The organism is Shewanella sp. 0m-6 (assembly GCF_052977325.1).
This window is the reverse complement of sequence record NZ_JBRIMD010000006.1, coordinates 186,508-210,091: the sequence shown is the minus strand read 5'-3', so window position 1 is coordinate 210,091 and position 23,584 is coordinate 186,508. Positions and strand designations below refer to the sequence as shown.

General features: G+C 43.0%; 22 protein-coding genes. 11 read left to right on the top strand and 11 right to left on the bottom strand.

Features of this window, described 5'->3' with window-relative positions:
- The first annotated feature begins 100 nt into the window (after window positions 1-100).
- Window positions 101-1,663: an AbgT family transporter gene (locus ACVBJC_RS07115; protein WP_447160178.1), complete on the top strand. Its 1,563-nt coding sequence runs from the start codon at window positions 101-103 to the stop codon at window positions 1,661-1,663.
- Window positions 1,664-1,773: 110 nt separating this feature from the next.
- On the opposite strand, the gene ACVBJC_RS07110 is transcribed toward ACVBJC_RS07115, so the two are convergent.
- Complete coding sequence (locus ACVBJC_RS07110; protein WP_447160177.1) at window positions 1,774-3,549, bottom strand: flavocytochrome c; 1,776 nt, start codon at window positions 3,547-3,549, stop codon at window positions 1,774-1,776.
- Window positions 3,550-3,790: 241 nt separating this feature from the next.
- Between ACVBJC_RS07110 and ACVBJC_RS07105 the strand changes: the two genes are divergently transcribed.
- The 4 genes from ACVBJC_RS07105 (at window position 3,791) to ACVBJC_RS07090 (ending at window position 8,928) form a co-directional block, all read left to right on the top strand.
- Window positions 3,791-5,098: an OprD family outer membrane porin gene (locus ACVBJC_RS07105; protein WP_447160176.1), complete on the top strand. Its 1,308-nt coding sequence runs from the start codon at window positions 3,791-3,793 to the stop codon at window positions 5,096-5,098.
- Between the two features lie 607 nt (window positions 5,099-5,705).
- On the top strand, window positions 5,706-6,590 hold the full coding sequence (locus ACVBJC_RS07100; protein ID WP_447160175.1) for a LysR substrate-binding domain-containing protein: 885 nt from the start codon (window positions 5,706-5,708) through the stop codon (window positions 6,588-6,590).
- A gap of 47 nt (window positions 6,591-6,637) precedes the next feature.
- Window positions 6,638-7,873 (top strand): DUF819 family protein, encoded by a 1,236-nt coding sequence (locus ACVBJC_RS07095; protein WP_447160174.1) that lies wholly within the window; start codon window positions 6,638-6,640, stop codon window positions 7,871-7,873.
- Between the two features lie 179 nt (window positions 7,874-8,052).
- Entirely contained in the window at window positions 8,053-8,928 is an 876-nt protein-coding gene (locus ACVBJC_RS07090) for a multidrug transporter (RefSeq protein WP_447160173.1), read from the top strand.
- An 80-nt stretch (window positions 8,929-9,008) separates the two neighbouring features.
- Here ACVBJC_RS07090 and ACVBJC_RS07085 read toward each other — a convergent pair whose 3' ends face one another.
- The 5 genes from ACVBJC_RS07085 to ACVBJC_RS07065 all read right to left on the bottom strand — a co-directional run bounded on the left by ACVBJC_RS07085 (window position 9,009) and on the right by ACVBJC_RS07065 (window position 13,409).
- On the bottom strand, window positions 9,009-9,710 hold the full coding sequence (locus ACVBJC_RS07085; protein ID WP_447160172.1) for a phosphatase PAP2 family protein: 702 nt from the start codon (window positions 9,708-9,710) through the stop codon (window positions 9,009-9,011).
- 217 nt (window positions 9,711-9,927) lie between these two features.
- Window positions 9,928-10,044, bottom strand: a complete 117-nt coding sequence (locus ACVBJC_RS07080) for a methionine/alanine import family NSS transporter small subunit (RefSeq protein ID WP_447160171.1) — start codon at window positions 10,042-10,044, stop codon at window positions 9,928-9,930.
- Complete coding sequence (locus ACVBJC_RS07075) at window positions 10,041-11,540, bottom strand: sodium-dependent transporter (RefSeq protein ID WP_447160170.1); 1,500 nt, start codon at window positions 11,538-11,540, stop codon at window positions 10,041-10,043. The genes ACVBJC_RS07080 and ACVBJC_RS07075 overlap by 4 nt, the downstream gene beginning before the upstream one ends.
- Before the next feature lie 284 nt (window positions 11,541-11,824).
- Window positions 11,825-12,988 (bottom strand): ketopantoate reductase family protein, encoded by a 1,164-nt coding sequence (locus ACVBJC_RS07070; RefSeq protein ID WP_447160169.1) that lies wholly within the window; start codon window positions 12,986-12,988, stop codon window positions 11,825-11,827.
- A 13-nt stretch (window positions 12,989-13,001) separates the two neighbouring features.
- Window positions 13,002-13,409, bottom strand: a complete 408-nt coding sequence (locus ACVBJC_RS07065; protein WP_447160168.1) for a VanZ family protein — start codon at window positions 13,407-13,409, stop codon at window positions 13,002-13,004.
- A gap of 125 nt (window positions 13,410-13,534) precedes the next feature.
- Between ACVBJC_RS07065 and ACVBJC_RS07060 the strand changes: the two genes are divergently transcribed.
- On the top strand, window positions 13,535-14,020 hold the full coding sequence (locus ACVBJC_RS07060) for a YajQ family cyclic di-GMP-binding protein (RefSeq protein ID WP_447160167.1): 486 nt from the start codon (window positions 13,535-13,537) through the stop codon (window positions 14,018-14,020).
- Between the two features lie 276 nt (window positions 14,021-14,296).
- Here the strand turns inward: ACVBJC_RS07060 and ACVBJC_RS07055 are convergent, their stop codons facing one another.
- The 4 genes from ACVBJC_RS07055 to ACVBJC_RS07040 all read right to left on the bottom strand — a co-directional run bounded on the left by ACVBJC_RS07055 (window position 14,297) and on the right by ACVBJC_RS07040 (window position 17,548).
- Window positions 14,297-15,727 carry an AmpG family muropeptide MFS transporter gene (locus ACVBJC_RS07055; RefSeq protein WP_447160166.1) on the bottom strand — a complete coding sequence of 477 codons (1,431 nt, stop codon included), beginning with the start codon at window positions 15,725-15,727 and terminating at the stop codon, window positions 14,297-14,299.
- A gap of 171 nt (window positions 15,728-15,898) precedes the next feature.
- On the bottom strand, window positions 15,899-16,219 hold the full coding sequence (locus tag ACVBJC_RS07050; RefSeq protein ID WP_447160165.1) for a hypothetical protein: 321 nt from the start codon (window positions 16,217-16,219) through the stop codon (window positions 15,899-15,901).
- A gap of 117 nt (window positions 16,220-16,336) precedes the next feature.
- Entirely contained in the window at window positions 16,337-16,933 is a 597-nt protein-coding gene (locus ACVBJC_RS07045) for a peptidylprolyl isomerase (protein ID WP_447160164.1), read from the bottom strand.
- A 48-nt stretch (window positions 16,934-16,981) separates the two neighbouring features.
- On the bottom strand, window positions 16,982-17,548 hold the full coding sequence (locus ACVBJC_RS07040; RefSeq protein WP_447160163.1) for a YajG family lipoprotein: 567 nt from the start codon (window positions 17,546-17,548) through the stop codon (window positions 16,982-16,984).
- Between the two features lie 222 nt (window positions 17,549-17,770).
- Between ACVBJC_RS07040 and ACVBJC_RS07035 the strand changes: the two genes are divergently transcribed.
- The 3 genes from ACVBJC_RS07035 (at window position 17,771) to ACVBJC_RS07025 (ending at window position 20,678) form a co-directional block, all read left to right on the top strand.
- Window positions 17,771-18,331 carry a porin family protein gene (locus tag ACVBJC_RS07035; protein WP_447160162.1) on the top strand — a complete coding sequence of 187 codons (561 nt, stop codon included), beginning with the start codon at window positions 17,771-17,773 and terminating at the stop codon, window positions 18,329-18,331.
- A gap of 221 nt (window positions 18,332-18,552) precedes the next feature.
- Window positions 18,553-19,617, top strand: coding sequence for a DUF2804 domain-containing protein (locus tag ACVBJC_RS07030; protein ID WP_447160161.1), 1,065 nt, complete (start codon window positions 18,553-18,555; stop codon window positions 19,615-19,617).
- Window positions 19,618-19,736: 119 nt separating this feature from the next.
- Complete coding sequence (locus ACVBJC_RS07025) at window positions 19,737-20,678, top strand: sterol desaturase family protein (RefSeq protein ID WP_447160160.1); 942 nt, start codon at window positions 19,737-19,739, stop codon at window positions 20,676-20,678.
- 121 nt (window positions 20,679-20,799) lie between these two features.
- Here ACVBJC_RS07025 and ACVBJC_RS07020 read toward each other — a convergent pair whose 3' ends face one another.
- Window positions 20,800-22,059 (bottom strand): methyltransferase, encoded by a 1,260-nt coding sequence (locus ACVBJC_RS07020; protein ID WP_447160196.1) that lies wholly within the window; start codon window positions 22,057-22,059, stop codon window positions 20,800-20,802.
- 105 nt (window positions 22,060-22,164) lie between these two features.
- Between ACVBJC_RS07020 and ACVBJC_RS07015 the strand changes: the two genes are divergently transcribed.
- Window positions 22,165-22,851: an alpha-ketoglutarate-dependent dioxygenase AlkB family protein gene (locus tag ACVBJC_RS07015; protein ID WP_447160159.1), complete on the top strand. Its 687-nt coding sequence runs from the start codon at window positions 22,165-22,167 to the stop codon at window positions 22,849-22,851.
- Window positions 22,852-22,980: 129 nt separating this feature from the next.
- Window positions 22,981-23,280, top strand: a complete 300-nt coding sequence (locus ACVBJC_RS07010; protein ID WP_447160158.1) for a BolA family protein — start codon at window positions 22,981-22,983, stop codon at window positions 23,278-23,280.
- The last annotated feature ends 304 nt before the right edge of the window (window positions 23,281-23,584 follow it).

The following is a 23,584-nucleotide window of genomic DNA, read 5'->3' as shown; positions in this document are numbered from 1 at the left end:
CTATTAGGTTATAAAAATACTCGATGTTTTGTCTCGCAAGCAACCAAGGGGTGGTTAATTGCATGGCGGCATATGAGAAAACATAAAAATAGGTTGAATGATGAACACAGATAAACAGGCTCTTGGTGATCAAGGGCCACAAGGAATGCTAGGTAAAGCATTAGACAGCATTGAAAGGGTTGGTAATAAGCTGCCTGATCCTGCGATGTTATTTTTAATTTTGATGTTTGCGGTATGGGCGCTGTCAGCGCTGCTATCGGGCGTGAGTTTTGATGCCATCGACCCTACCACGAATTCTCCAATTGTGGTTAATAACCTGCTAACCGCAGAAGCGCTAACTAAGTTCTTAACATCGATGGTAACCACTTTTACCGCATTCGCCCCATTAGGTGTGGTGCTGGTCGCGATGTTAGGTGTGGGGGTTGCTGAGCACTCAGGTTTTATTAATACTGCGCTAAAACGCATGTTAAAAATCACTCCTGCTAAGTTTCTAACTCCGGCAGTGGTTTTAGTCGGTATTATTTCTCATACCGCAACTGATGCGGGTTATGTGGTGGTTATTCCGCTGGCAGGCGTTATTTTCTTCACCGTTGGACGCCACCCGCTAGCCGGTATTGCTGCAGCATTTGCTGGTGTGTCAGGCGGTTTTTGTGCCAACTTTATTCCTTCAGGTATTGACCCATTATTGCAGAGCTTTACTCAAGCTGCCGCGCAAATTGTTGATCCTACAATTGAAGTTAACCCGTTAAATAACTGGTTCTTCGCTGCGTCGTCTTGTATCCCTATTACGCTGGTTATTTGGTATCTAACCGATAAAGTATTAGAGCCTCGCCTAAATCGTACCCATAAGGTGAATCGCGAAGAGGTCGATTTACCAGCGATGGAAGAAGAAAAGCCATCTGAGATTAAAGCATTCCGCGTTGCAACCTTAGTGATGGTAGTGGCTATTGCAGCCTTCTTCTCGTTAACCGTGCCTGAAACTTCAACGCTGCGAGATGGGAATGGCTCCTTGACGAGCTTTAAAGCGCCATTGATGCAGTCAATTGTGCCGCTCATCTTCATCTTCTTTATGTTGCCAGGCCTTGTATATGGTTATATGACCGGCGCATTTAAGACTTCTGGTGATGTTGTACAAGCGATGTCTAAATCGATGAGCGGCATGTCGCACTACATCGTTATGGCATTTTTCTGTGCGCAGTTTGTGGCGGCATTTTCGGCATCAAACCTTGGCGCATTAATCGCTGTTGAAGGAGCGGGTGGCTTAAAAGCGTTAAACTTACCGGCTGAAATCACTGTCGTTGGTATGATTGTTCTAGTTGGCTTTGTGAACTTATTTGTAGGGTCATCATCGGCTAAATGGGCTTTAATTGGTCCAGTATTAGTGCCTATGTTGATGCAGTTAAACATTAGCCCTGACTTATCGCAAGCGGCATACCGCGTAGGTGATTCAAGCTCGAATATCATCACGCCTCTTATGCCTTATTTCCCGCTAGTAGTGGTTTACTGTCAGCGCTATGTGAAGAACATTGGTATTGGCACGCTTATCTCTATGATGCTGCCATTTAGCTTGGCATTGATGTCTATCTGGAGTGTGTGGCTACTGGCTTATTGGGCATTAGGTTTCCCGCTAGGCTTAGGTGCTAGTTACACCTATGGACTCTAATGTAAAAACGCTTAAGGATGCTACACCTATTTAGGGTGCCAGTATCAAAATAAGAAGGCCAAGTCTACTGACTTGGCCTTTTGTTTACAGGGGGATGATGGTGATAGGTGTTACTTAGCGAGTGCGTGCTTAGCCGCGTTTTCACCCGCTTTACGACCAAATACTACGGTATCGGCAATCGCATTACCGCCTAGACGGTTATAGCCATGTACACCACCAGTCACTTCGCCAGCAGCAAATAGACCAGGCATTTTCCAGCTTTGTAGATTCAACACGTTAGTTTCGGTATCAACTGCAACACCGCCCATTGTGTGATGAATACCTGGAGCAACCTTAACGGCGTAGAAAGGTGGCTTGCTAAGATCTAACGGCATATCTTCACGACTAAAGGCTGCATCTTTACCGCTGGCTTGGTACTTGTTGTACTCAGTTGCAGTGACTTCTAGTTGGCTCATACCAGTGATTTTAGCTAGTTCAGCAATGGTGTTTGCTTTGCTTAGCATGCCAAGATGTTCATATCCGCGAACCATCTTTTTCTTTTCAACTAATTGCTCATCGAACACTAACCAAGCGTATTGATCTTTTTGCTTAAGGATGGCGTCAGATGCACGGTCACGGGTTGTTAGTTCGTTAATGAAGCGCTCACCATCGGTATTAACCATGATTGCACCCACACCACGTACAGTTTCAGAGATTAGAATACGGCTATCTTTACCGATTGTTGGGTGCGCTTGTACCCAGTCGATATCAGTCATCGATGCGCCAATCTCTTTGGCTAGTAAGATACCATCACCTGTTGCAGTCACGTTGTTAGAGCTGGTCATATCTTTCATGGTTGGACGGTAGTAAGACACCATCTCTTTATTCATGCCGTAACCACCGGTAGCGAGTACAACTGAGCCGGCAGCAATCATGTTGTAACCGCTGTGACGGCCATGAACGACAACACCAGCAATAGATTGGTCATCGTTCAGTACAATCTTCTCAACGCGTGAGTTTACGCGTACTGGAATGTCACGTTTGTCTGCAGCTTTACGTAATGTGTCGATAATGTGTGGGCCAACTGAAGCGCCACCAGATGGACGGTGAGTGCGTTCTACTCGTGCACCACCAGAACGTTTTAGATCGTTCATGTTAGCGCCTAAAGACTCAAGCCACGCTACCGCATCAGCCGACTCTTCAGCTAAGATCTTAACTAGCTTAGGATCGTTTTGGTAACGGCCGCCCTTCATTGCATCTTCTGCATACCATTCAACTGTATCTTCAATGCCTTTGGCTTTTTGTTGTGGTGTACCTACAGCGTTAATACCACCTGCTGCAAGCATAGAGTTACCGCCAGTGTAGGCAGCTTTTTCAAATAGTACGACTTTAGCGCCTGCTTCTTTGGCAGAAATTGCTGCGTTAAAGCCCGCTGAACCACCACCAACGATGATGACATCGACAGTTTCAACTGGGCCTTTATCGATAGCCTTTTGAATTTTGGCTTGATCCCATGAACCATCCCATTTCTTTTTCGCTTTGGAATCAGCAAATGGCATATCCATTTCAAAGTTATGGCAGTTATTACATGTTAACTGTGGTTTAGCATGCGCAGTGTGGCAAGAGGTACAGTTAATATCTCCTAAGTGTGATGTATGCGGATCAAATGCGAGTTTGTCATTGGCAAGTTCTTCATAAGAGCCATGGCAAGATTTACATTGGGCGTTCTCATGTGTTTGGCTGTCGGTTAAGCTTTGTTTGATATCTTTTAATTTGGCTGAGGCGTGGCAAGAGTCACAACCAGCCATATCGGCATGGAAACCTGCAAGATCATTGCTTTTCGCAACAGCAGCGCCAGAAGTTAATAGCAATACAGCCATTATCGAACTGATTTTATTTAGTTTCATCATTTGCTCCATAGTTTTGTTATTCAGGTGTTTTGTTGCTAGCCTGATTTGGAGCTAGGTTAATCATTTAAATAGCATAAAACTTAGACCTATATCATATTAGGTAGTTGGCTCGGTTTTTATTAAACAGGTTTAAGTTTTTCTTAAAATGCTATTTACTTATCTTTGGTGTGATCGTTGTCAAAAATAAAAATAAAACATACTCATATGCTTTTTAACAAAATATAAATATGGGTATTTGATGATGAACAAAAAAAATAAACTTTCGGCTATTTCATTGGCGCTGGTAAGCCAGTTTACTTTTATGGATAATGCTTACGCGCTTGATGGTATAACAGATAATGATTCACTAGAAGTAAAAACGCGTACAATATTTTTTGATCGTGAATATGATGAAACTCCAGATAAAGACAGTAATACCTTAGCGCAAGCCTTAGAACTAAATTATCAATCAGGTACGATTGCAGGTTGGTTTAATATTGGCTTGTCTGCTTATGGTGTTGCCAATATAAACTCAACCGGAACAGATAATGCTCCAGGTATTATGCCTGATGATCCGAATGATAAAAATAATGTTGAAAGCGCTTTTGGAAAAATAGGCCAAGCCTATATTGAGGTGTTACCTACTGATGGGCTTTCATTAAAATTGGGTTATCAAAAAACCAAGCAGATGTTTTTTAGCACTTCAACGAGTCGAGCAATTCCAAGTAGTTTCCGTGGTTTAACTGGCTCTTATCAACCACTCGACTCTGTAAAGGTATATGGCTATGCGTTTGATCAGTGGAGTGGCCGTAATAGCGATGAATGGACAGATTTTGCAGCTGATACTGATGGTCCTCAGATTGAGCTTATTTGGGGTGTTGGTGCCCAGTTTAAACAAGGCAAATTTAACGCAGATGTAGAGTATATGGTGTCAGAGGATTACCTAGCTAAATTTGGTTTACGCGCGAGTTATAATGATACAATAGGTAAAGGAAAGCTCAAACTTTCTGGTGGTTATTTTACTTCGTCTGATAACGGTGCGCTGTTTACCGAGAGCGGCGATAAGAATATTGACGGTATTGAAAGTAACGATGGTTCTGTGTGGTTTCTCGATGCGGACTATAAAATTCATGCATTTAGCGTAGGCGTTGCTTTTAGCCAAACTGGAGAGATCTGGATTGAAGATAACTACAAAGGCGATCATGGTTCTAACCCGCTTCCAACTCGTGCGCCAATCGGTCCGGATTTTACCAATACTAATGAATCGGTATGGTTAGTTCGTGCAGGCGTTGATTTTGGCAAACTGAATTATCTCTTTGATGGGTTAACGACTAAGGTTACTTATGCCAAAGGTACTGATATTGAAAATGCTGCCGACGCAAGTTTGGGGGTAGCGGAGGAAAAATTCTTTGCTATCGATACTCGTTATAAAGTGCCTATGGCAAAAGGCTTGTCGCTACGTTATTTGTATGCTGATTACCAATCAACTGAAATAGGATCTGTTCAAGGAGTCAAAGGTGACAATGTAGACCACAGGATTTATATGGATTACAGCTTTAAGTTCTAATGGAATTTAATTGTAAAAGATTTTTATAATTTAATTAAGCGGTGTAGTAATCATTGTGCCGCTTTGGTTTAATTACTAGTTTTGAAGGTTGTCCATCTATTTAGTTAGTTGACTTACTTGTTGGTAGTCAAATTTCTCAATTCACCAAATGATGTATTTCTTGTATGCTCAAAGATGAAGTTGACATAGTAGCGAACAATTGAGCTATTAATTATCGGTTTTGATCCAGCTCTTCAATTAATGTTGTGGGGCTAATTAGGTGTTGTTATATTTTTAGCGGCGGTTGGTAGTGGTTTTATAATCATAGATGTTTTGTCTAACTTTAAAAACAATATGTTTTAAACTGGTTTTAATCGTTGTGGTAGTAATTGTAGTAATATTAAATAAAAACCAGTTGAAAACAGTATTTAAGGGGCGTGCTAGTATTTTAGTGGTTGTGTTACATACTTTTAAAGTAACGTCCAATCAGGTTGTTGAGCTGTTTTAGGTCAAATAAACGGCTAACTTTGTACCTAGTTAACACTTCCAGACTTTTAATTAGGATTAATTTAATCTTAAATTTTGGTTTCGATATACTTTAGTTGATTCCAAAAAATAAGATGAAAATATGAGAATTACGCTAAAGCAACTCACAATATTTAAAGCTATTCACCATAACGGACAGATCTCTAAAGCATCCAAAGATCTGCACATGTCTGTACCTGCTGTCAGTATGGCATTGAAAGAGCTCGAGGGTGCGCTAGGCAGTCGTTTATTTGATCGCAACAGTAATGGCTTAGTTATTAATGATAACGGTAAAGTGATCTTGCCTTATGCTAATGAAATGCTCTCTAAAGGGATGCAGCTTGAGCAGATGTTTTGTGACCAATCGAATGGGATCCGTGGCAGCTTGAAAGTGGGTAGCAGTAAAACTGCAGGTAACTATGTGTTGTCGCGTAAAATTCCGTTATTTAAGAAAGAGTTTCCTTGGGTAGATATTAAGCTAGTTATTGGTAATAGTATTACTATTGAGCAGATGGTTAGTGAGAAAGAGTTCGATTTAGGTTTTATTGATGCTAAACCGGGCTGCCAAAACCTGAATAGCACTAAGTGGTTGAAAGACAAGATTTGTATTGTAACGGGCCGAAGCAATCCCATTGTTGCTGAGCCAATAACTGCTGAACGTTTGTCGCAAGAGCTGTGGGTGCTTGATGAAACTAACTCTATTTCGCGTATTCGAGCGGTGCAGTTATTAAAGAGTGCCAAAGTAAACATTGAGCAAGAGCTTACCATGACCACAATGGGTGCGATTAAGCGTGCAATTGGTACTGGAATAGGCGTCAGCATTTTACCTTGGTTAGCCGTAGTTGAAGAAGTTGAGCGTGGAGAGCTGGTTGAACTCGATTTAGCGTGCTGGGAACATCAGCGTCAGTACTGGTCAATCACTCGGGAAAATGAGGCTCTTGGAGAGCTGGCGAGTAAGTTTTTAGCATTTTGTAATACAGACTGTTAGTGGCGCGACTTTTATCACGATAAGGGGAGCACTGCCGGAGAATTTTAGTGATCACCGCTGACCCCGTTATTTTTGGACTCATTGCACTATTACTTGGTGCGATATTTTATACCAGTAAGTTAAAGAAGCCGTTTTGGCAAAAGCTGTATCGATTTATGCCTGTGATGGTGATGTGCTATTTTTTGCCGTCACTGTTCAATGCGACCGGTTTTGTTGATCCTCAAGATAGCCAGTTGGCGGCTATCTCTTCGCGTTACCTTATGCCTGCATGTCTTTGTTTATTGATTATAAGCGTTGATTTAAAGGCGATTATTCAGCTTGGTCCTAAACTCATCATTTTGTTTCTTGTTGGTGGTGTAGGGGTGATTTTAGGCGGACCCATTGTGTTGTACTGTTTTGCTACTCTGGTGCCTGATTCAATAACTTGGTCTGGCAGTGACGCGGCGTGGCGTGGAATGGCGACGCTCGCTGGAAACTGGGTCGGTGGCACAGCTAATCAGTTAGCAATGAAAGAAGTGTTTTCAGTCGGGGATGCTATTTTCTCGATTATGATCACCGTCAATGTGGTGTTTTCTGCAATCTGGATGTCTTTCCTGCTTTTTTGCGCTAAACATGCGGCTGTTATTGATCAAAAAACCGGAGCAAATACTGAAGGCTTGCAGATCTTGCAACAGTCAGCGGCATCGCTTGATAAACAGGTTAAGCAGATGCCACAGTTAACTGATTTTATGTTGATTTTTGCTGTAGGCTTTGGGGTTATGGGGCTTGGACATGCTGGCGCTGATTTACTGGTGCCATTTTTTCAGCGCGAATACCCTGAGCTGGCAAAGTTTAGTTTAACGTCAGAGTTCTTTTGGATTGTGATTATAGTGACATGCGTTAGTGTGATGTTGTCATACACTAAAGTACGGCTGTTAGAGGACGCTGGTGCATCTAAGGTCGCGTCGGTGATGTTGTACTTTTTAATCGCCATTATGGGATTACAGATGGATATTACCGCAATCGCCGATTTTCCCATTTATTTTATTATTGGTTTTTTATGGCTGCTGATCCATGCCGCTATGGTTATCTTTATTGGCTTAATGACCCGCTCTCCTGTTGCATATATGGCGATTGCCAGTCAATGTAATTTAGGTGGCGCGGCATCATCGCCCGTGGTTGCTATCGCTTTTCATAAAGGTTTTGCGCCAGTCGCAGTGTTGCTCTCTGTTTTGGGGTATGCATTAGCAACTTATATGGCTTGGATTTGCGGCGAGTTATTGCGACTTGTAACACCAGTATAAGCTGATTAACACATAATTTGAGTTTTCCGTGGCGAGCTATTGTTAGCCTTTTGATTGAGCCCTAGCAATGACTATTAGATTTATAGATATTGATTATTTAACTAAGGCTAAGATTTTATTGCTAATAAAGGGCATACTAACGCCACTTTTCCGTTAATTCCTTATGCGTTGGAATGTTGATGGCTTGGATCTTTTTTACCTTTCTTGCTGCCTTTATGCAGGCGTGGCGCAATGCCTTTCAAAGCCAGCTGAGTAGAGATGTTAATATTGCAGGTGTCACCTTAGCGCGATTTATCTGGGCGACGCCTATCGCCATTGTCTATTTGGTAGGGCTATATCTCTGGCAGCCGGTAGGCTTACCCTTTATTACGCTTAAATTTAGTGCTTATGTATTAGGCGCGTCTGCGATGCAAATTCTAGCGACCGCCTTGATGGTCAAGTTGTTCAAGATGAAGAACTTTGCCGTGGGTGCAGGGCTTGCTAAGAGTGAAGCGTTAGTTGCTGCGATGCTAGGCGTGCTTTTTTTCGGTACTCATTTATCACCACTTGGTTGGATAGGCGTGATGATCGGCGGTATTGCCGTGTTTATGATGAGTAGTAAGCAAGGCTTTAAGCAACTTTCGTTATCAACCGTCTTACTTGGCCTTGCTTGTGGCACCGCTTTTGCGCTGACATCTCTATGGGTACGAGAAGCCAGCCTTAGCTTAGATCTGCCTTTTCCTCATAGAGCCGCATGGGTGTTGCTATTTGTGGTTGCTATTCAGACAACCGTGTTATTGATTTACTCTTATGCCGTAGATAAAAATACCATTGACGGTTTACTGCAAAGACCAAAGCTAACACTGCTGACCAGTGCCACGAGTTGTTTGGGGTCAATCGGTTGGTTTAGCGCTATGTCTTTACAAGCTGTGCCATACGTTAAAACCTTAGGCCAAATAGAGGTGTTTTTTACGTTGCTCATAGCTACATTCTGGTTAAAGGATAAGGTGAAAATCAAAGATATGATGGGGCTTCTTCTTATTGCCCTCGCTGCGATGCTGGTTATGTGGAGTTAGGTGCTAACTCTTTAATAGTCTTTAAATGCTAGCAGTGTTTTCTACATTTAAGTGATACAAAAAAGTGATATAGATAAGCGTTACTCTCGCGCTTTATATGCGAAAGCATATTTGCTCAGAGCGATAGATAACTGGGCGCATAATACCCCAAGGGTTGCGCCGGCAATAAGGTCGCCAAGAAAGTGGTAATTTTGCCCTAATTGCCCAGCAATCGCCCCAAACATAGCTAATAACCATAACCAATATAGTTTTGGCAAGCGCCACCAAAATACGCTGACTAATGCGAAAGTGAATAGGGCGTGTCCTGATGGAAAAGAGTTATAGGCCGCCCCCAGAGTAAAAGGATAAAACCCTTCGACGCCATTATGGATCCAGGAAGGGTTAGTGCCAGCTTGAGCATAAATCCAGGTTTCCGGCCAAGTGCGGCCAAATATAAATTTAGCGCTGACTCTGATGATGCTGGCAAAAATTAAGGTTAGCACCAAAGTGAGCGCCATCCTGGCCAGTTTTTTACGCCAGGCTGGATTTAAGCAAGCAAGAATAATGATAGCTGCGAGACATTCGAAAAATAGCGGCATTTGACTGAGAGGCTTAAAGATAGCGCTAGCATCAACATTGTGGTGCACCCAAGTTGATACAGGGCGGTCTAAAAACAGCACGCTAAATATAACGCCACTTATTGCAGCAAAGTATAGCCATACGCTGCTACGTAATGTAAGTGCTTGGCGCTGGGGGAGTGACACGCTATTAATGGCTGCTGGCTGTTTATCTGCTTGGTTCATTAATTCAAAGGGCATTGTATAGGAGAGTTGAGAGTGTATGAGCTACTAGAGTTAACTACAAGCTCATGCAGAGGGATATTGGTTCGCTAGCAAGTTAACTTATGTTTTTACATTCTCAGATACTTACCGATGTTAAGTGGGATAAAGGGTATTAAAATGATTAACGCCAATATCCTGAGACTGTAACTAACTGCGAGTCACTACATATTAAAGATGTTCATTGTTCACTGTCATTGTTTTTTGAGGCTCTCATCGCTATCGCAATGCAAACACCCGCGCCGCCCCAAGTAATGAGTAGCGCCAATACCATCATTATTATCGCCCCTGCACTCATTCTTTTGGCTCCTTTTCTTGGTTAGCACTTGAAATTAAACTGATAAAAATGGCGGCGAACAACATTACTGCGATAAGTCCCCACCCGAGAAGTAGTTGGTCAGCAATAGGATAATCACCATAGCCATTAGTAAGCGTATTCGTGAGGTTTTTAACTAATAAAATTGCCAACATGATAGGGCTGATAAAGCGTAGACAAATAACCAGCCAATGGCCAATACTAAACTCACTACACTGGTTGGCATACTCACGGATATCGGCAATGTTAAATAACCATGCAACAATGATTAGCTCGACCAGACAACTTGAGAGTAAGGCAATGTTATTAATAAAGTAATCTACAAGGTCGAGCAGTAATAAACCGCCGTGACTTGAAAACACCATCGAGATAACAAAGCCTGTTCCGCAAACCAGTAGCGCGGCTTTTTTTCTCGATATGGCCAGCTTATCGATGACCGCTGACACCACTGCTTCAATAATAGAGATATGCGAGCTTATGCCTGCTACGACCAAGGCGAGGAAAAACAGTGGTCCAAGAATATAAGGGATGGGCAGTATATTAATCGCTGCGGGTATGGTGACAAAGGCTAAACCTACTCCGGATGAAACAACATCTGTAATGGGCTTAGCTTGTTCTTGTGCCATATAGCCAAGTACGGCAAAGATCATAATACCGCTCAATGTTGAGAAACCACAGTTAATCAAAACGGTCATAAAAGCGTTATTATTAATATCTGATTTTTTAGGTAGATAGCTTGAGTAGGCTAGCATGATCGCAAAGCCGACACTCAAAGAGAAAAATATCTGTCCGTAAGCTGCCGACCAAACATTCGCATCTAAAATCATGCTGAAGTCGGGTTTAAATAGGTAGTTGAGCCCTTCCATTGCTCCAGGAAGAAAGACGATGCGGCCAATAAAGAGCAGCACCATAATAAACAACAATGGCATCATAATCTTACTGGCTCGCTCAATACCGCCTTTTACTCCACTATAAACAGCAAAGGTTGTGATGCTCCAGGCGATAGCCATTGGAATTGCGATATGAAATTGGATCGAGCCTAACTTTGTTGGGGAGTTGTCTTTAACTTGTAGGTATTCATTAAAAAAGAAAGCGTTAGTGTCAGTGCCCCAGCTTTGGCTAATGGAGAAGATTAAATAGGAGATAGCCCAGCCAATAATTGCGACGTAGTAGATAGCGATCACTGCGGCAATAAAGACCTGAAACCAGCCCAGCCATTCAAGCCTAAAGCCTAATGAGGCCCCGAGTTTGGCGAATATTTTTGGTGCGGCGCTGCGGTATTTATGACCTAGGCTAAACTCCATGATCATAAATGGAATACCGGCTGTAACCATGGCAAACAGATAGGGAATGAAGAAAGCGCCGCCGCCATTTTCGTATGCCATGTAGGGAAAGCGCCAAATATTGCCCAGACCGATGGCAGAGCCTACAGCAGCCAGAATAAAGCCTGTTCTTGAGTTCCATTGCTCTCTTTGCATTGAACGCGCCTGTCAATTCTCCAACTACATTATTGTAAATTGGGACAACAGAATTAATTTTAGTCAGGTTTATGGATCTTGCTTAGGCAAAAGGATTGTAGGTTATGAAATCACTACTTTTTTAGAGAGAGTGCGGTAGATGAAAAGGGGAAGCGGTGTGGTCATGTTTTTAACGCTGAATACTCATATCAAACACCAAACATCAATTACTAAATCCTCATTACTGATGACTTAACTAGCCTCCCTTATCCCGTGCTCCTTAAATTTGCTTCTCTATTACTAATTTAACCTTGGTAAGCGGCTTCACACTGTTTTACCTGGTCAACAAGTGACTGGTTATAGGGCACATTCAATTTGTGTAACTTGGCTCGCTCTAAAACAAAGCCGTTAATCGCGTTAATTTCAGTTGCTCGCTGGTGGCTCACATCTTGCTGCATGGAAGAGTAATTCTGCGCAGTTAATTCAATGACTTGATAAACACGGTCAAGCAAATACTCCAAGTCTAAGTTGATACCATCGGCAGAAGCTACTTTTACCAGCTCACTTACGGCATTGAAGATAGTGTCGCGATACTCAAGATTGGCAAGTTGGCCGTTAGGGCAGCTGTGGATTGCTGTTAACGGGTTTATCGCCACATTGATGGCGAGCTTTTGCCATAGTAGAGGCAAGATATCATCATACCAACGACTTTGGGGGATGGTGCTGAGTAATATCGCTTTAAGCTCTGTACTTAGCTCTGTACTTAGCTCTGTACTTAGCTCTGTACTTAGCTCTGTACTTAGCTCTGTTCTTCGATCTGCGCTTAGCTCTGCACTTTTCTCAGGTTCTAGCTCTGCATTTTTCTCTGAATTAGGCTCAGTACTTTGCTCACAATCAAGAGTTGGCGCTTTATATGAACCTAATTGAGTGAGGCCCGCTCCGGTCTGTTTTACGTGCCACTTAGCCAGTTTTAACGCCCCTTGAGAGGTTGTACCAAGGCTTAAGCCTCGCTTGCCAAGGTAGGGCTTAACGTCTAAGTGAGGGCCCATGCCATTGTGCAGTAATAAAATATGCGTGTTGTTGGGCAGGTAAGGTAAAACAGCTGTCACAGCAGCAGTCACTTGATAGGCTTTTACACAGACGATTAATAATGTTGTGCGGGTTAAGCTTTGGCGGTAATCATCTTGGCCAATGAACTGGGCACTACGGGTAAGCTTTTGTCCATCAAGTGCAGTAAAACTGACTGGCTGAACATGCGAATGCGCCTCTCGGCTGATAAAACTTAACTCGTACTCAGGTTTATGACTTAGTGATTTAGGGTATAGCGATTTAGCTTGCGGTGAAGTTGGCGCTGTAGTCAGCTCTGGTAGGCCATTACTGAGCTGGTGAAAAATAAGCTGTCCAATGGCACCCGCCCCCAAGATGGTGATCTGTTTGGCGCCTGAGTTTATCGGTGATGATGTTGGCATGTAAATTACTGCGTTATTCGCTATCGGGATCAATGAGTTTGGCGGCTTTAAAGTATCGACAGTAAATCCAGTGAGTAAAATAGAACAGTGATATTCCGATCATATCGGCAATAAAATCTGCAATAGAGGCGCTACGGTAGGATAACTGTGATTGCACCAGTTCAATAAACACAGCGTAGCCAGCTAAGATCACCGCAAGAATGTACCATTTGGGTCTAAACGCTAAGTAAGTTAAATAGGATAAGATAAAGAAGCTGCCAACGTGGCCAACTTTATCGAAATTGGGGATCCCAGTTTGATAGTAGTTTGGCTTAGAAAAAACCAAGTAACTGACCAAGATTAATGTTAACGCAAGCGCACACTTAAATATTGTTTGTCTATTTATCACGTCGAATGTATTTTTGTCATTTGCATCAATCATAAGAAAACCCGTAGATAAAGTCATCAATAACCCGCAAATTCATCAGCTTTTATGGTTTATTTACTTCAAGTTCGGGTGCTCTGTGCGTAAAATATGGCTACAAACATTTTTTAAGGACCAAACTTATGCCTTCAATGGATATTGTTTCAGAAGTAAATGAAGTTGAACTGCGTAACGCGGTTGATAATTCAGTGCGTGAATTGAAAGGACGTTTTGACTTTCGTGGCAAAGAAGCCTGCATCGAATATAAAGATCATATTGTGACCTTAACAGCCGAAGATGATTTTCAGTGCCGTCAGTTGGTCGATATCCTACGTATGCAGATGAGTAAGCGCGATGTGGATCCTAAATCGATGGATGTTGATGAAAAAGCGGTACACAGCGGTAAAACCTTCTCTTTAAAAGTGAAGTTTAAAGAAGGTATCGAAACCTTAGTGGCTAAAAAGCTGGTTAAGCTGATTAAAGACAGCAAACTTAAGGTGCAGTCTTCTATTCAAGGTGACTCGGTTCGTGTGACTGGCAAGAAGCGTGATGATCTGCAACAGGTTATGGCACTTGCTCGCGAAGCAGAGCTTGGTCAGCCATTCCAGTTTAATAACTTCCGTGATTAATTATTCGGTAATTACTCCTTAGTTGCTCGTTAATTAATGGTTTTTGCTCTTCGCGAGTAAACTTTATTTTTTACGACAGAATTAATATGAAGACGCTTAAAAAATTGTATTTTAAGCGTCTTTTGTTTTTACTCTTTCGTTTTAGCTCGAAACTACCTATTTCAGATCAAAACTATCTACTTCAGAGCAAATGCTCTTTGCTAATCGATATGGCTATTAAATATGGTTAGTAGATATGGCCATCAGTTCAGCTCCCAGTAACGAGTACAAGCTTCTTTAGATGCTGGACTCTTTACTTGCATCATCCGGCTTAGCTTCATCTTGCTCTGTAAGTCTTGGGTTTGGCGCATATTTCTGTACTAGCATAATAAGCCCCAGCACTGGGAAGCCAATCAAACTTGCAGCGATAAAGAAGCTGACATAATCATAAGCATCGATATAAGCACCAGAGAAGCCCGCAATAAACTTAGGGAACAGCAACATAATCGATGACAATAATGCATATTGAGTCGCGCTGTAACCACTACTGGTCAAACTCGATAGGTAAGCGATAAATGCCGCTGTTGCGATACCTGCACTGAAATTGTCTACCGAAATCGCAAAGGTTAAGAAAGACACGTTGTAACCAATCATAGCCTGGTAGGCAAATAATAAGTTAGTCACCGCAACCAGAAATGCGCCTAAAAATAGAATCTTCATTGTGCCATAGCGAGCGATTAATAGACCGCCAGCTCCCGCGCCGACTAATGTCATGATCAGGCCATAGATTTTACTTAATGTGGCAATTTCCGTTTTCGAAAAGCCCATATCCACGTAAAACACGTTAGCCATGATCCCCATGACGATATCGGATATACGGTAGCAAGAGATCAGTAATAAGATAAGGATTGCACTGCGGCCATAACGCTTAAAGAAATCGATAAACGGCAGTACACTCGCGGTATAAATCCAAGACAAACTAGCGGCGATGGCTTTGGGGTAGCGGGCTGCAAACTTAACTTTTAATTCAGCTTCTTTTTCATCAGCCTCTTTGGTTTCAACAATCGGCTCTTTACTAAATAGCGTAGTTAAAATACCGATAGACATGAGCCCAGCCATGACTAAGTAGGCTGTTTGCCATGACACTAAACTGTAGGCCTCGCTATTAGGTTCTATCCATGCAGCTATGGTCAGTGCACCTGCTGTCGCTATAATCATGGCGCTGCGATAGCCTACTTGATAAGCCGCTGCGAGTGCTGCCTGCATTTTTACCGGCGCAGATTCTATTCGAAATGCATCGATAACAATATCTTGAGTGGCTGAGGCAAAGGCGACCATTAAGGCAAACAGAGCCAGTCGCTCTAAATCGGCTAGGGGATCGCTTTGACTCATCCCGATAATCGCTGCCACAAGGAGTAGCTGCGCGAACATCATCCAGCCACGCCTACGACCTAGTAGCCGAGTAAATATCGGCAGCGACATCCGATCCACTAGCGGTGACCAAGCCCATTTGAAACCATAAGCTAGTGCTATCCAACTAAAATAGCCAATGGCAGTTCGGTCAACCCCGGCTTCTCTGAGCCAGAATGACAGGGTAGAGAAAACCAGCATCAAGGGTAAACCGGCCGAAAAACCAAGTAACAACAAAACGAGAACGCGTTTATGGCAATAAATTGAGGCGGCGTCTTTAAAGCGCTGAAAGAAAGAGGGCACGGGTGCAGAAGACATAAGGGATCTTTGCTGGAATAGATTCGCTTAGCTTACGGCTGAGCGAGATTAGGTTCAAGAGATTAATCGGTGATTTAGTGAGATGGCAATAAAAAACCCAAACCGACAATAGTGGCTTGGGCTTTGGTAGAGCTTAATAAGCTCTTTTGTGGATATTCAATAGTATAGATACTAAGGTCTGATGCCGATACAGCCTTGAGGTATTTGACCACCAATGCTCAAGTAGTCACAGCAATCATGGATCTGCTTTCGCAAAAACTGATTACCTCGAATAGCCCAACTAGGCCATCTGTCAAAGGCGTGTAATAGGTGCCAAAACACACGTTCCATATCTGTCTGCGCATCACCCTGATGATTGTACATCTGCCATTCTTCAAGGGTGTCCCATAGGTATAACTGGATTTCATTGAAATCGAGTTGATCACTCAAAAACGCTTTTCCATAGAAAGCCAGTTGGGGCGCCTTACCATCAATGAACTCATCCGCTGTCATTGAGCCGCCTCCTTTACTTAACAAAATAAGTATAGGCACGAAATTAGGTTTTTAGCTCAAATAAATTCAAATAAATTCAAATTATTTCAAAATTAATATTGGTAAATCATACTTACGTTAGTCGCGCGGTAACAGTGTCGCATTCTTAAGTACTACATCTTTAACCGGAAAGTCAGGCCACTCTATCTTGGTGTTAAACTCAGTTGGCACGAGTGACATTGCTTGTAGCACTTCCATGCCAGAGGTCACTTCACCAAAAACGGCATAACCCCAACGGCGAGAAGAGGGATCTAACTTCTCATTGTCGACGATATTGAAATAGAATTGGCTGGTGGCTGTATGTGGTTCGGCTTCACGGGCCATTGCGATAGTGCCCGTTAAGTTAGATAGGCCATTGCCAGATTCATTAACGATTGGCTTATCGGTGGGTTTCTCTTCTTTGTTTAAATCTAAGCCCCCACCTTGTACAACGAAATCGCTAATCACGCGGTGGAACAAAGTGTTGTCGTAATGACCTTTTACGACATAGGTGAGAAAGTTATCAACGGTAATTGGGGCGCGGGTTCTATCGAGCTCAACCACAATTTTCCCCATGCTGGTATCAAGTTCTACCTGGGGATAAAGCGTATTAGGCTGAATGTCCACCGCATAGGACAGTTGGCTTGCAGTTAATAAGACAAGTGATGTTAGTGCCTTTGTTATCCAAGTTTTCATAGTGTTCCTTTTAATGGCAAGTTGAATACAGCAAGCCTTGAGTTATATTTATTGCTGAATAAACTGGTTAAGCTCTGGATCGTTAATAATGTCGCGGGTTAGCTCGCCCAGTAGTTTGTTCATTTCTAGTTCAAGCGTAGCAAAGTCGGCGCTAAATGGGCCTTTCAATAGACCTTTAGCACGATAACGTTTGGTCAGTTCTTGATTGGCATTCTTAGCGATCACATTGATGATAATTTGGCTATTAGCTTCAAAGCCAAAGGTGCCTTCATCAACATCGGTTAATAATTGCTCCAACTGTATTTGCATATGATTGACTGAGCTTGGGTCAATTCGGTATCCAGCCTGGGTAAATCCCTCTCTAAAGACTTGATCCATTTGCACTCGAGGCGCTTCACTCGGGCTGATAAGGCGCGCGGCTTTATCACCATCGTTAAAGCGCACGATAAAGTTGGCCGAACGAGTATCAATCGTTTCTAGGGCGACAGGAAGCTCGGCTTCTGTTTGTTGGCTAATGCTAGGAACCTCAGGATTTAAAGCGATATGTGATGGCCCTTGACTAGCGCAACCAGCAGCCGCAAGAGCTGCAGTGATCAATATAAGTAAACGTTTCATTTTGACTTTCATAAACAAGTTTTTAATGGCATCAGCATACCAGAAGATGTAGGTGATTCCAGAGCAAGCCTAAACTTTTGCAATTTAGGTGGTTTTTACTGTTATAGCGGCTGGATAACCCAAGCAAGGCTATTGTAGTATGCAGTGGTAATGGTTTTAACTGTTTTTAGTTTTAATGGCAGTGTAAATCACTGAAGGATAAGAGTGTATGAAGGGAATGATATGCGTATTTTAACAATGCTTGTTGCAGGTTTACTCAGCTGTAATGCTATAGCCACGGAGGCTCCTCATATTTTTGGTGTCAGTGCTGGCTATGGTTTCCAAGATTTAGAACAATCAGATAATCACGATAGCAGTGCTGGTGATAACTTTGTCGTGGATATTTACTACCGCTATATGTGGCACGAAAATGTTGGTCTTGAGGCGGGGTATTTTACCGGAAGTGGTGGTGTGGCGAGTATTTTTACCGGAGTAATCACTCGTATTAACAATATCGAGTATTCAGGATACAGGGCTGCGCTTTATGGAGAATACATGCTATCTGACAGTAATCGCTTATACGCAAAATTAGGCGCGAGTGCGAATGAGCTTTCCTACCATGTAGGCAACTGGGGCAGTGATAAGGTTAATTATTTTGAAGACGATGGAACGGATGTTTATGCCGCAGTTGGCTGGGGAATTAGGTTTAATTCTGGCTTAGGAATGAATGTCGAGTATCAATATGTGCCGGTGCAGGCGTTAGAGGTGCAAAACCTCAATATTGGCTTGAGTTATCGCTTTTAACCGCAAGTAGATTAAGTTTCCGTCGCTGTCCGTCGCAGGCTTCTAAAGTGCTTAGGCGATGTTTTTGTGCTTAGTTGTCTTCAGTATACTTTTCAATTATCGATTAAATAGCAAGGTGTTTGTGGTTACACTTTATTAACAAAAAGTGGTTAAGCAGCTTTTAACCTGAGTCAGTTCCAGTTAGAGTAAAAGGTCGAATTTAATTCTGGAACTCAAGCTTTATGTCTGAGAATAATGTGCCATGGGCGCCTAATATATTGACCAGCTCAGCGGCTCCGCCAAGTTTGACTGATGAGCATGGTCGCGCTATCTACGGGCATTTCGATGGTCCGGTGCCTCACTTGGGTGTGGAGCAGTTCAAGTACTTTGATGAGATGGACAAGCTCGCTTCAAGTCGGTCAAAGCATTTTGCCTATAAGCAGTTCCAGTTTGCTAGCATCGTTACGCCACATTACGTTATAGGGGTCGCACTGGCCGATATTCGCTATGTGGGCAGTGCCTTCTGTTACCTCTACGACATCAACACTGATCAGCTGATAGAAACGAGTTGGCTTAAGCCTTTGGGCCTAGGTTATCAGATGTCTGACTCTCCGATGCAAGGTAAGGCGAAGATAAAGAGTGGTAAGGGGCAAGTTGAGTTTGATATTGAACAAGGGCTTTGGCGCATCAGGATCAATACGTTAGGGATTGAAGCGGATTTAAGTTTACAGCCAGAGCCATTAAGCCTCCCCATGGCGATGTGTAACCCAACGGGCTATAGCGGCTGGACATATACCCAAAAACATAACGCCTTAAAGGTAGCGGGTAGCCTAATCATTAATCATGAGCCGCAACCATTACAAAGAGTCACGGCCGGATACGATTTTAGTGCAGGCTTTATGCGCCGAGAAACCAGTTGGCGCTGGGCAAGTATTAACTGTTTAACTGAAAGTGGAAGTTTGGGGTTAAATTTAGCTGCTGGAGTCAATGAGACTGGCTGTCATGAGAACGTGTTTTGGCATAACGGCGAAAGGCACCTTCTTGGGGCTGTGCATTTTGACTTTATCCGTCAACGAAATAAAACAGACGTTGCGGGAAGCTGGCGAGTGTATTCAGATAATGGTCAAGTGGAGCTGACTTTTACACCGAAAAACTGCCGTCAAGAGAAACTAAACTTATGGCTATTAAAAAGTAATTTTAGGCAGTATTTAGGCCATTTTGATGGCTGTATTATTGATAATTTGGGTCAGAGACATCAACTCGATAATGTTCTAGGGCTAACAGAAGACCATTTTGCACGTTGGTAACTTTGCTACGCCAGCAGGATTAATGACTTTTAGGTATTAGCAATGGATTTACCGCGACAATAAAAACGGCGAGGCAAACCCCTGATATAAGGGAAACAAAGGATAAAAGGATATATAAGATGGATTTTAATTCACTGATCGCACACCCCGAAGTACTACTACTCGTACTCGCCCCTATTTTCTTCATCTGTATTTTACTTGAGTGGTATATGGGCGATAGGCAAAACCGCTTACCTCTTAATGCCCGCTATCACTTGCCTGAGGTAATGTGTAACTTTGCTTTAGCTGCAATGCATCAGCTAACCGACATCCTAACTGGGCTGTTAGTTGCTAAGTTATATCTGATGTTCTTTGGTTGGCGTTTATTTGATATTGAAATGAATGGCGCCACGTTTATTGCGCTAATGGTGGCGCAAGATTTCTGTTATTACTGGTTCCATCGTGCCAGTCACCGCATTCGTTGGATGTGGGCGGCTCATGTTGCCCACCATAGTTCGGAGAATATGAACTTTAGCACCGCATTTCGTCAAAGCTTAATGTATCCAATGGCAGGGATGTGGATATTCTGGCTGCCGTTAGTCATCGTGGGTTTTGACCCTAATTGGGTGGTGTTTGTTGTGTTGTTGAATTTGGGGCTGCAGTTCTTTGTTCACACACAGGCGATCAAGTCTTTAGGTATTTTAGAGTGGGTCATTAATACGCCTTCCCATCATCGAGTGCATCATGGGCGTAACCCACAGTACATAGATAAGAACTATGCGGGGGTTTTGATTATCTGGGATCGCATGTTTGGCACGTTTGCCAAGGAAGATGAGACTGTTGAGTACGGGATCACTAAGCCCATTAACAGTTTTAACCCGCTAGTGGTGACCTTTACTGAATGGCGAGATATGTTTAAAGAGGCGTTTGCGGCTAATTTGACCCCTATGCAAAGGTTTAAGGTGTTATTTGCCCCGCCAGCAACAGCAGTCTCGCAGATAAGCGAGCCAATCCCTAGTAAGCAAGAACTTGGTAAACAAGATCCTAAACATGATGAACAGGTTGTAGACGTTAAATCGTGAGCTCGGTTAGCTAGGACCTGATAGAGCTGAGACTTAATTGAGCTGAGAGCAGATTGATAGGATAAAAAAACGGTGAGCAACAGGCTCACCGTTTTATGTTTACATCAGAATATTTCTTTGGTTAGGCTCTTGGCTTACCGTACAAAGCGCTTTGAGGGTGCGGAGCTTGGGGGCTCGCGTCAATTTCTGAGCCTTGTTCTGCTTCAAGTTCAGTTTCTTGGCTCTTCTTGCTGATTTTTTGTGCCTGCAAAATAACAAACTTGCCGTTCGATGCAACCGTGGTGCAATTCTTAAAAATCCGCTGTAACTTAACGTGATAGGCCAAGTGACGGTTACCGACCACATGTAAAATCCCGCCATTTTTTAAACGTCTAAAGGCATCTAAGAACATCTGCCAAGCGATATGGTCAGTAATGGCTTCACCTTGGTGAAACGGCGGGTTACATAGAACTAAGTCCGGGCGGAAGCCTTCACTCATATTCGTTAAGCAATCATCCCAACCAAAGGTTGCTTGCTCGCCTATCAGTGCTGGATTATCTAACTTATTGAGTGCCCAGTTTTCTCTAGCAGAGGCAACGGCCATTTCAGAGTCATCAATAAAGTGGACGTAGGCTTCTGGGAATACCTGTTTGGCATGTAAGCCTAAAATACCGTTACCACAGCCTAAATCGACTATCGATTTGAATTCACCTTTAGGCATGTTATCGAGCATGATCCGTGCACCAATATCGAGTTTATTGGCAGCAAAGACATTGCTCAGGTTGGTGATCTGCAAGTTAAACTCAGGTACCGACCAAGTTGTCGCTTTTGGTAAAGCACGTATTTTACCATCGCTAATACAAGTGATAACGCGGGTCTTTTTCCATGTCAGACTCGCACTTGCAGGCCCAAGATTTTGGCTAATGGTTTCTAATAATGACTTATTAATTGACTTGGCTTTAGCACCAATCAATATCTGTGTTCCAGCGGGTAAGACATGTGACAATCTATTTAGCTGGTGGGCAAAGTAGTTTAGGTTTTTTGGCAGTTTCATTAGCACGAGCTCAAGTCCTTGAGGGAGCTCATCACGACTATTTACCCAGGTAAGCGACTCATTCGGTAACTGATTACGGCTAAGGTTCTGCGTCGTGCCCAGTAAGCTGGTTTTTGCATCTGTTTCCAGTGTCAGCGGCCAGCTAGGGTCGATTGATATTAGACCGGCGGTCAACGCACCGAAGCTATCATTGACAATCGCAGTGTTAATGCTTGTTTGTTCTGTATCGATTAAATGCTTTATTAGGTGCTCATCGGCAGCGTCCCATGCCTGCAGATTAGACTCTTGTCTGCTAGGGTAACGGAGGAGTTCGAGTTCAATACCCGATACAGAAAAATGTGTCGTCATATGCCAATAAGTACCAAATAAATTAGGGCGCATATTATCGCAGATTTATGATCTCAGGTATATGATGTGAATTATGATATCTGCTGTAGGTTAGGAGGTTTAACGATGAAACAGGGTGATTTAGGGCTTAATCGGCCAGTTTTGTCCGATATTAAACCTTCTCAACAGGCATTATCGACAGCAATTGCTAGACCCCGCTCTGAATGTGAGCCTAGAATTGCAGTGCCTTACACCTTAATTAAGGGCTATCTCAATAGCGCGCAGCAAAAGGCGTTGCTAGACGAGTCTGCGACTTACCCGCTCAATCGTCCTGAAGTGGTTGTTTATGGTAAGCGTTACCCAATTCCCCGTAGCCAGGTATGGTTTGCCGATAAAGGGTGTGACTATTTTTATTCAGGCTTGTTTATACAGGCTGAGCCGTGGCCTAAATATGCCTATAAGTTGCGGCAGAAGTTAGCGCGAGAGTTCGAGCTTAATAGTAATGGTGTATTAGTGAACCGTTATGCCGATGGTCATGAGTCGATGGGCTGGCACAGTGATGACGAAAAGGAGATAGAACCCGGAAGTGATATTGCGTCGGTCACCTTAGGTGCAAGCCGTGACTTTTTTATTCGCCATAAAAAGACTCAACAAAAAATAAGTTTATCTCTTGATAGTGGGGACTTACTTATTATGCATTGGCCCATGCAAAAAGAGTGGCAACATTCACTCCCTAAGCGATTAAAGGTGACAGAGCCAAGATTAAATCTGACCTTTAGACGCTTAATTGTCGGTTTTCATCAGATAGCTTAATAAATAGGTAGCAGAGGGGGGGGGGGACAAATTTAGTTCTAATCGATATCGATAGTGCTGCCAGTTGATCTTTAAAGATTATCGCAGTAACCTGCCGCAATCGCATTTATGCCTATTGAGAACATCGTTATGTCAGTTGAACAGATCATTACCGAAAAACTCACCGCAGCACTTTCACCATCTCACCTAGAAGTGATTAACGAAAGTCATAACCATCACGTACCGCCAAACTCTGAAACCCACTTTAAAGTGATCATCACTAGTAGCGAGTTTGAAGGCAAGCGCCTTATTGGTCGTCACCGTGCAGTTAATGAGGCATTGGCTGAAGAGTTTGCTCAAGGCTTACACGCGCTGTCTATGCACACTTTTACTCCACAAGAGTGGGCGGTTGAAGTAGATGTACCCGCGTCACCAAAGTGTAAAGGGTAAGCCATACTAAGTTAGCATCACTATTATCGGTGAGTTGATGTAATTAAAGCCACGGCATATCGCTGTGGCTTTTTTGTTTCTAGTCCAAACGACCTTCTTTAATAAGGTGGAGTCTAAGTGTTGGCGGCTAATGCCTTTGGGCGGTTTGTTGTGTTATTTGGTTAAGTGTGCGAAAAGTGATGCAACAATGAAAAAAGTTTATGGTGCTTTTATTGACTACGCAGCTGCAGTACGTAAGTATCACTTTAGATCAGTACAAGCTTACAGTCGATTAAGGCAGTAACGAACATTATGCTTATGAGCG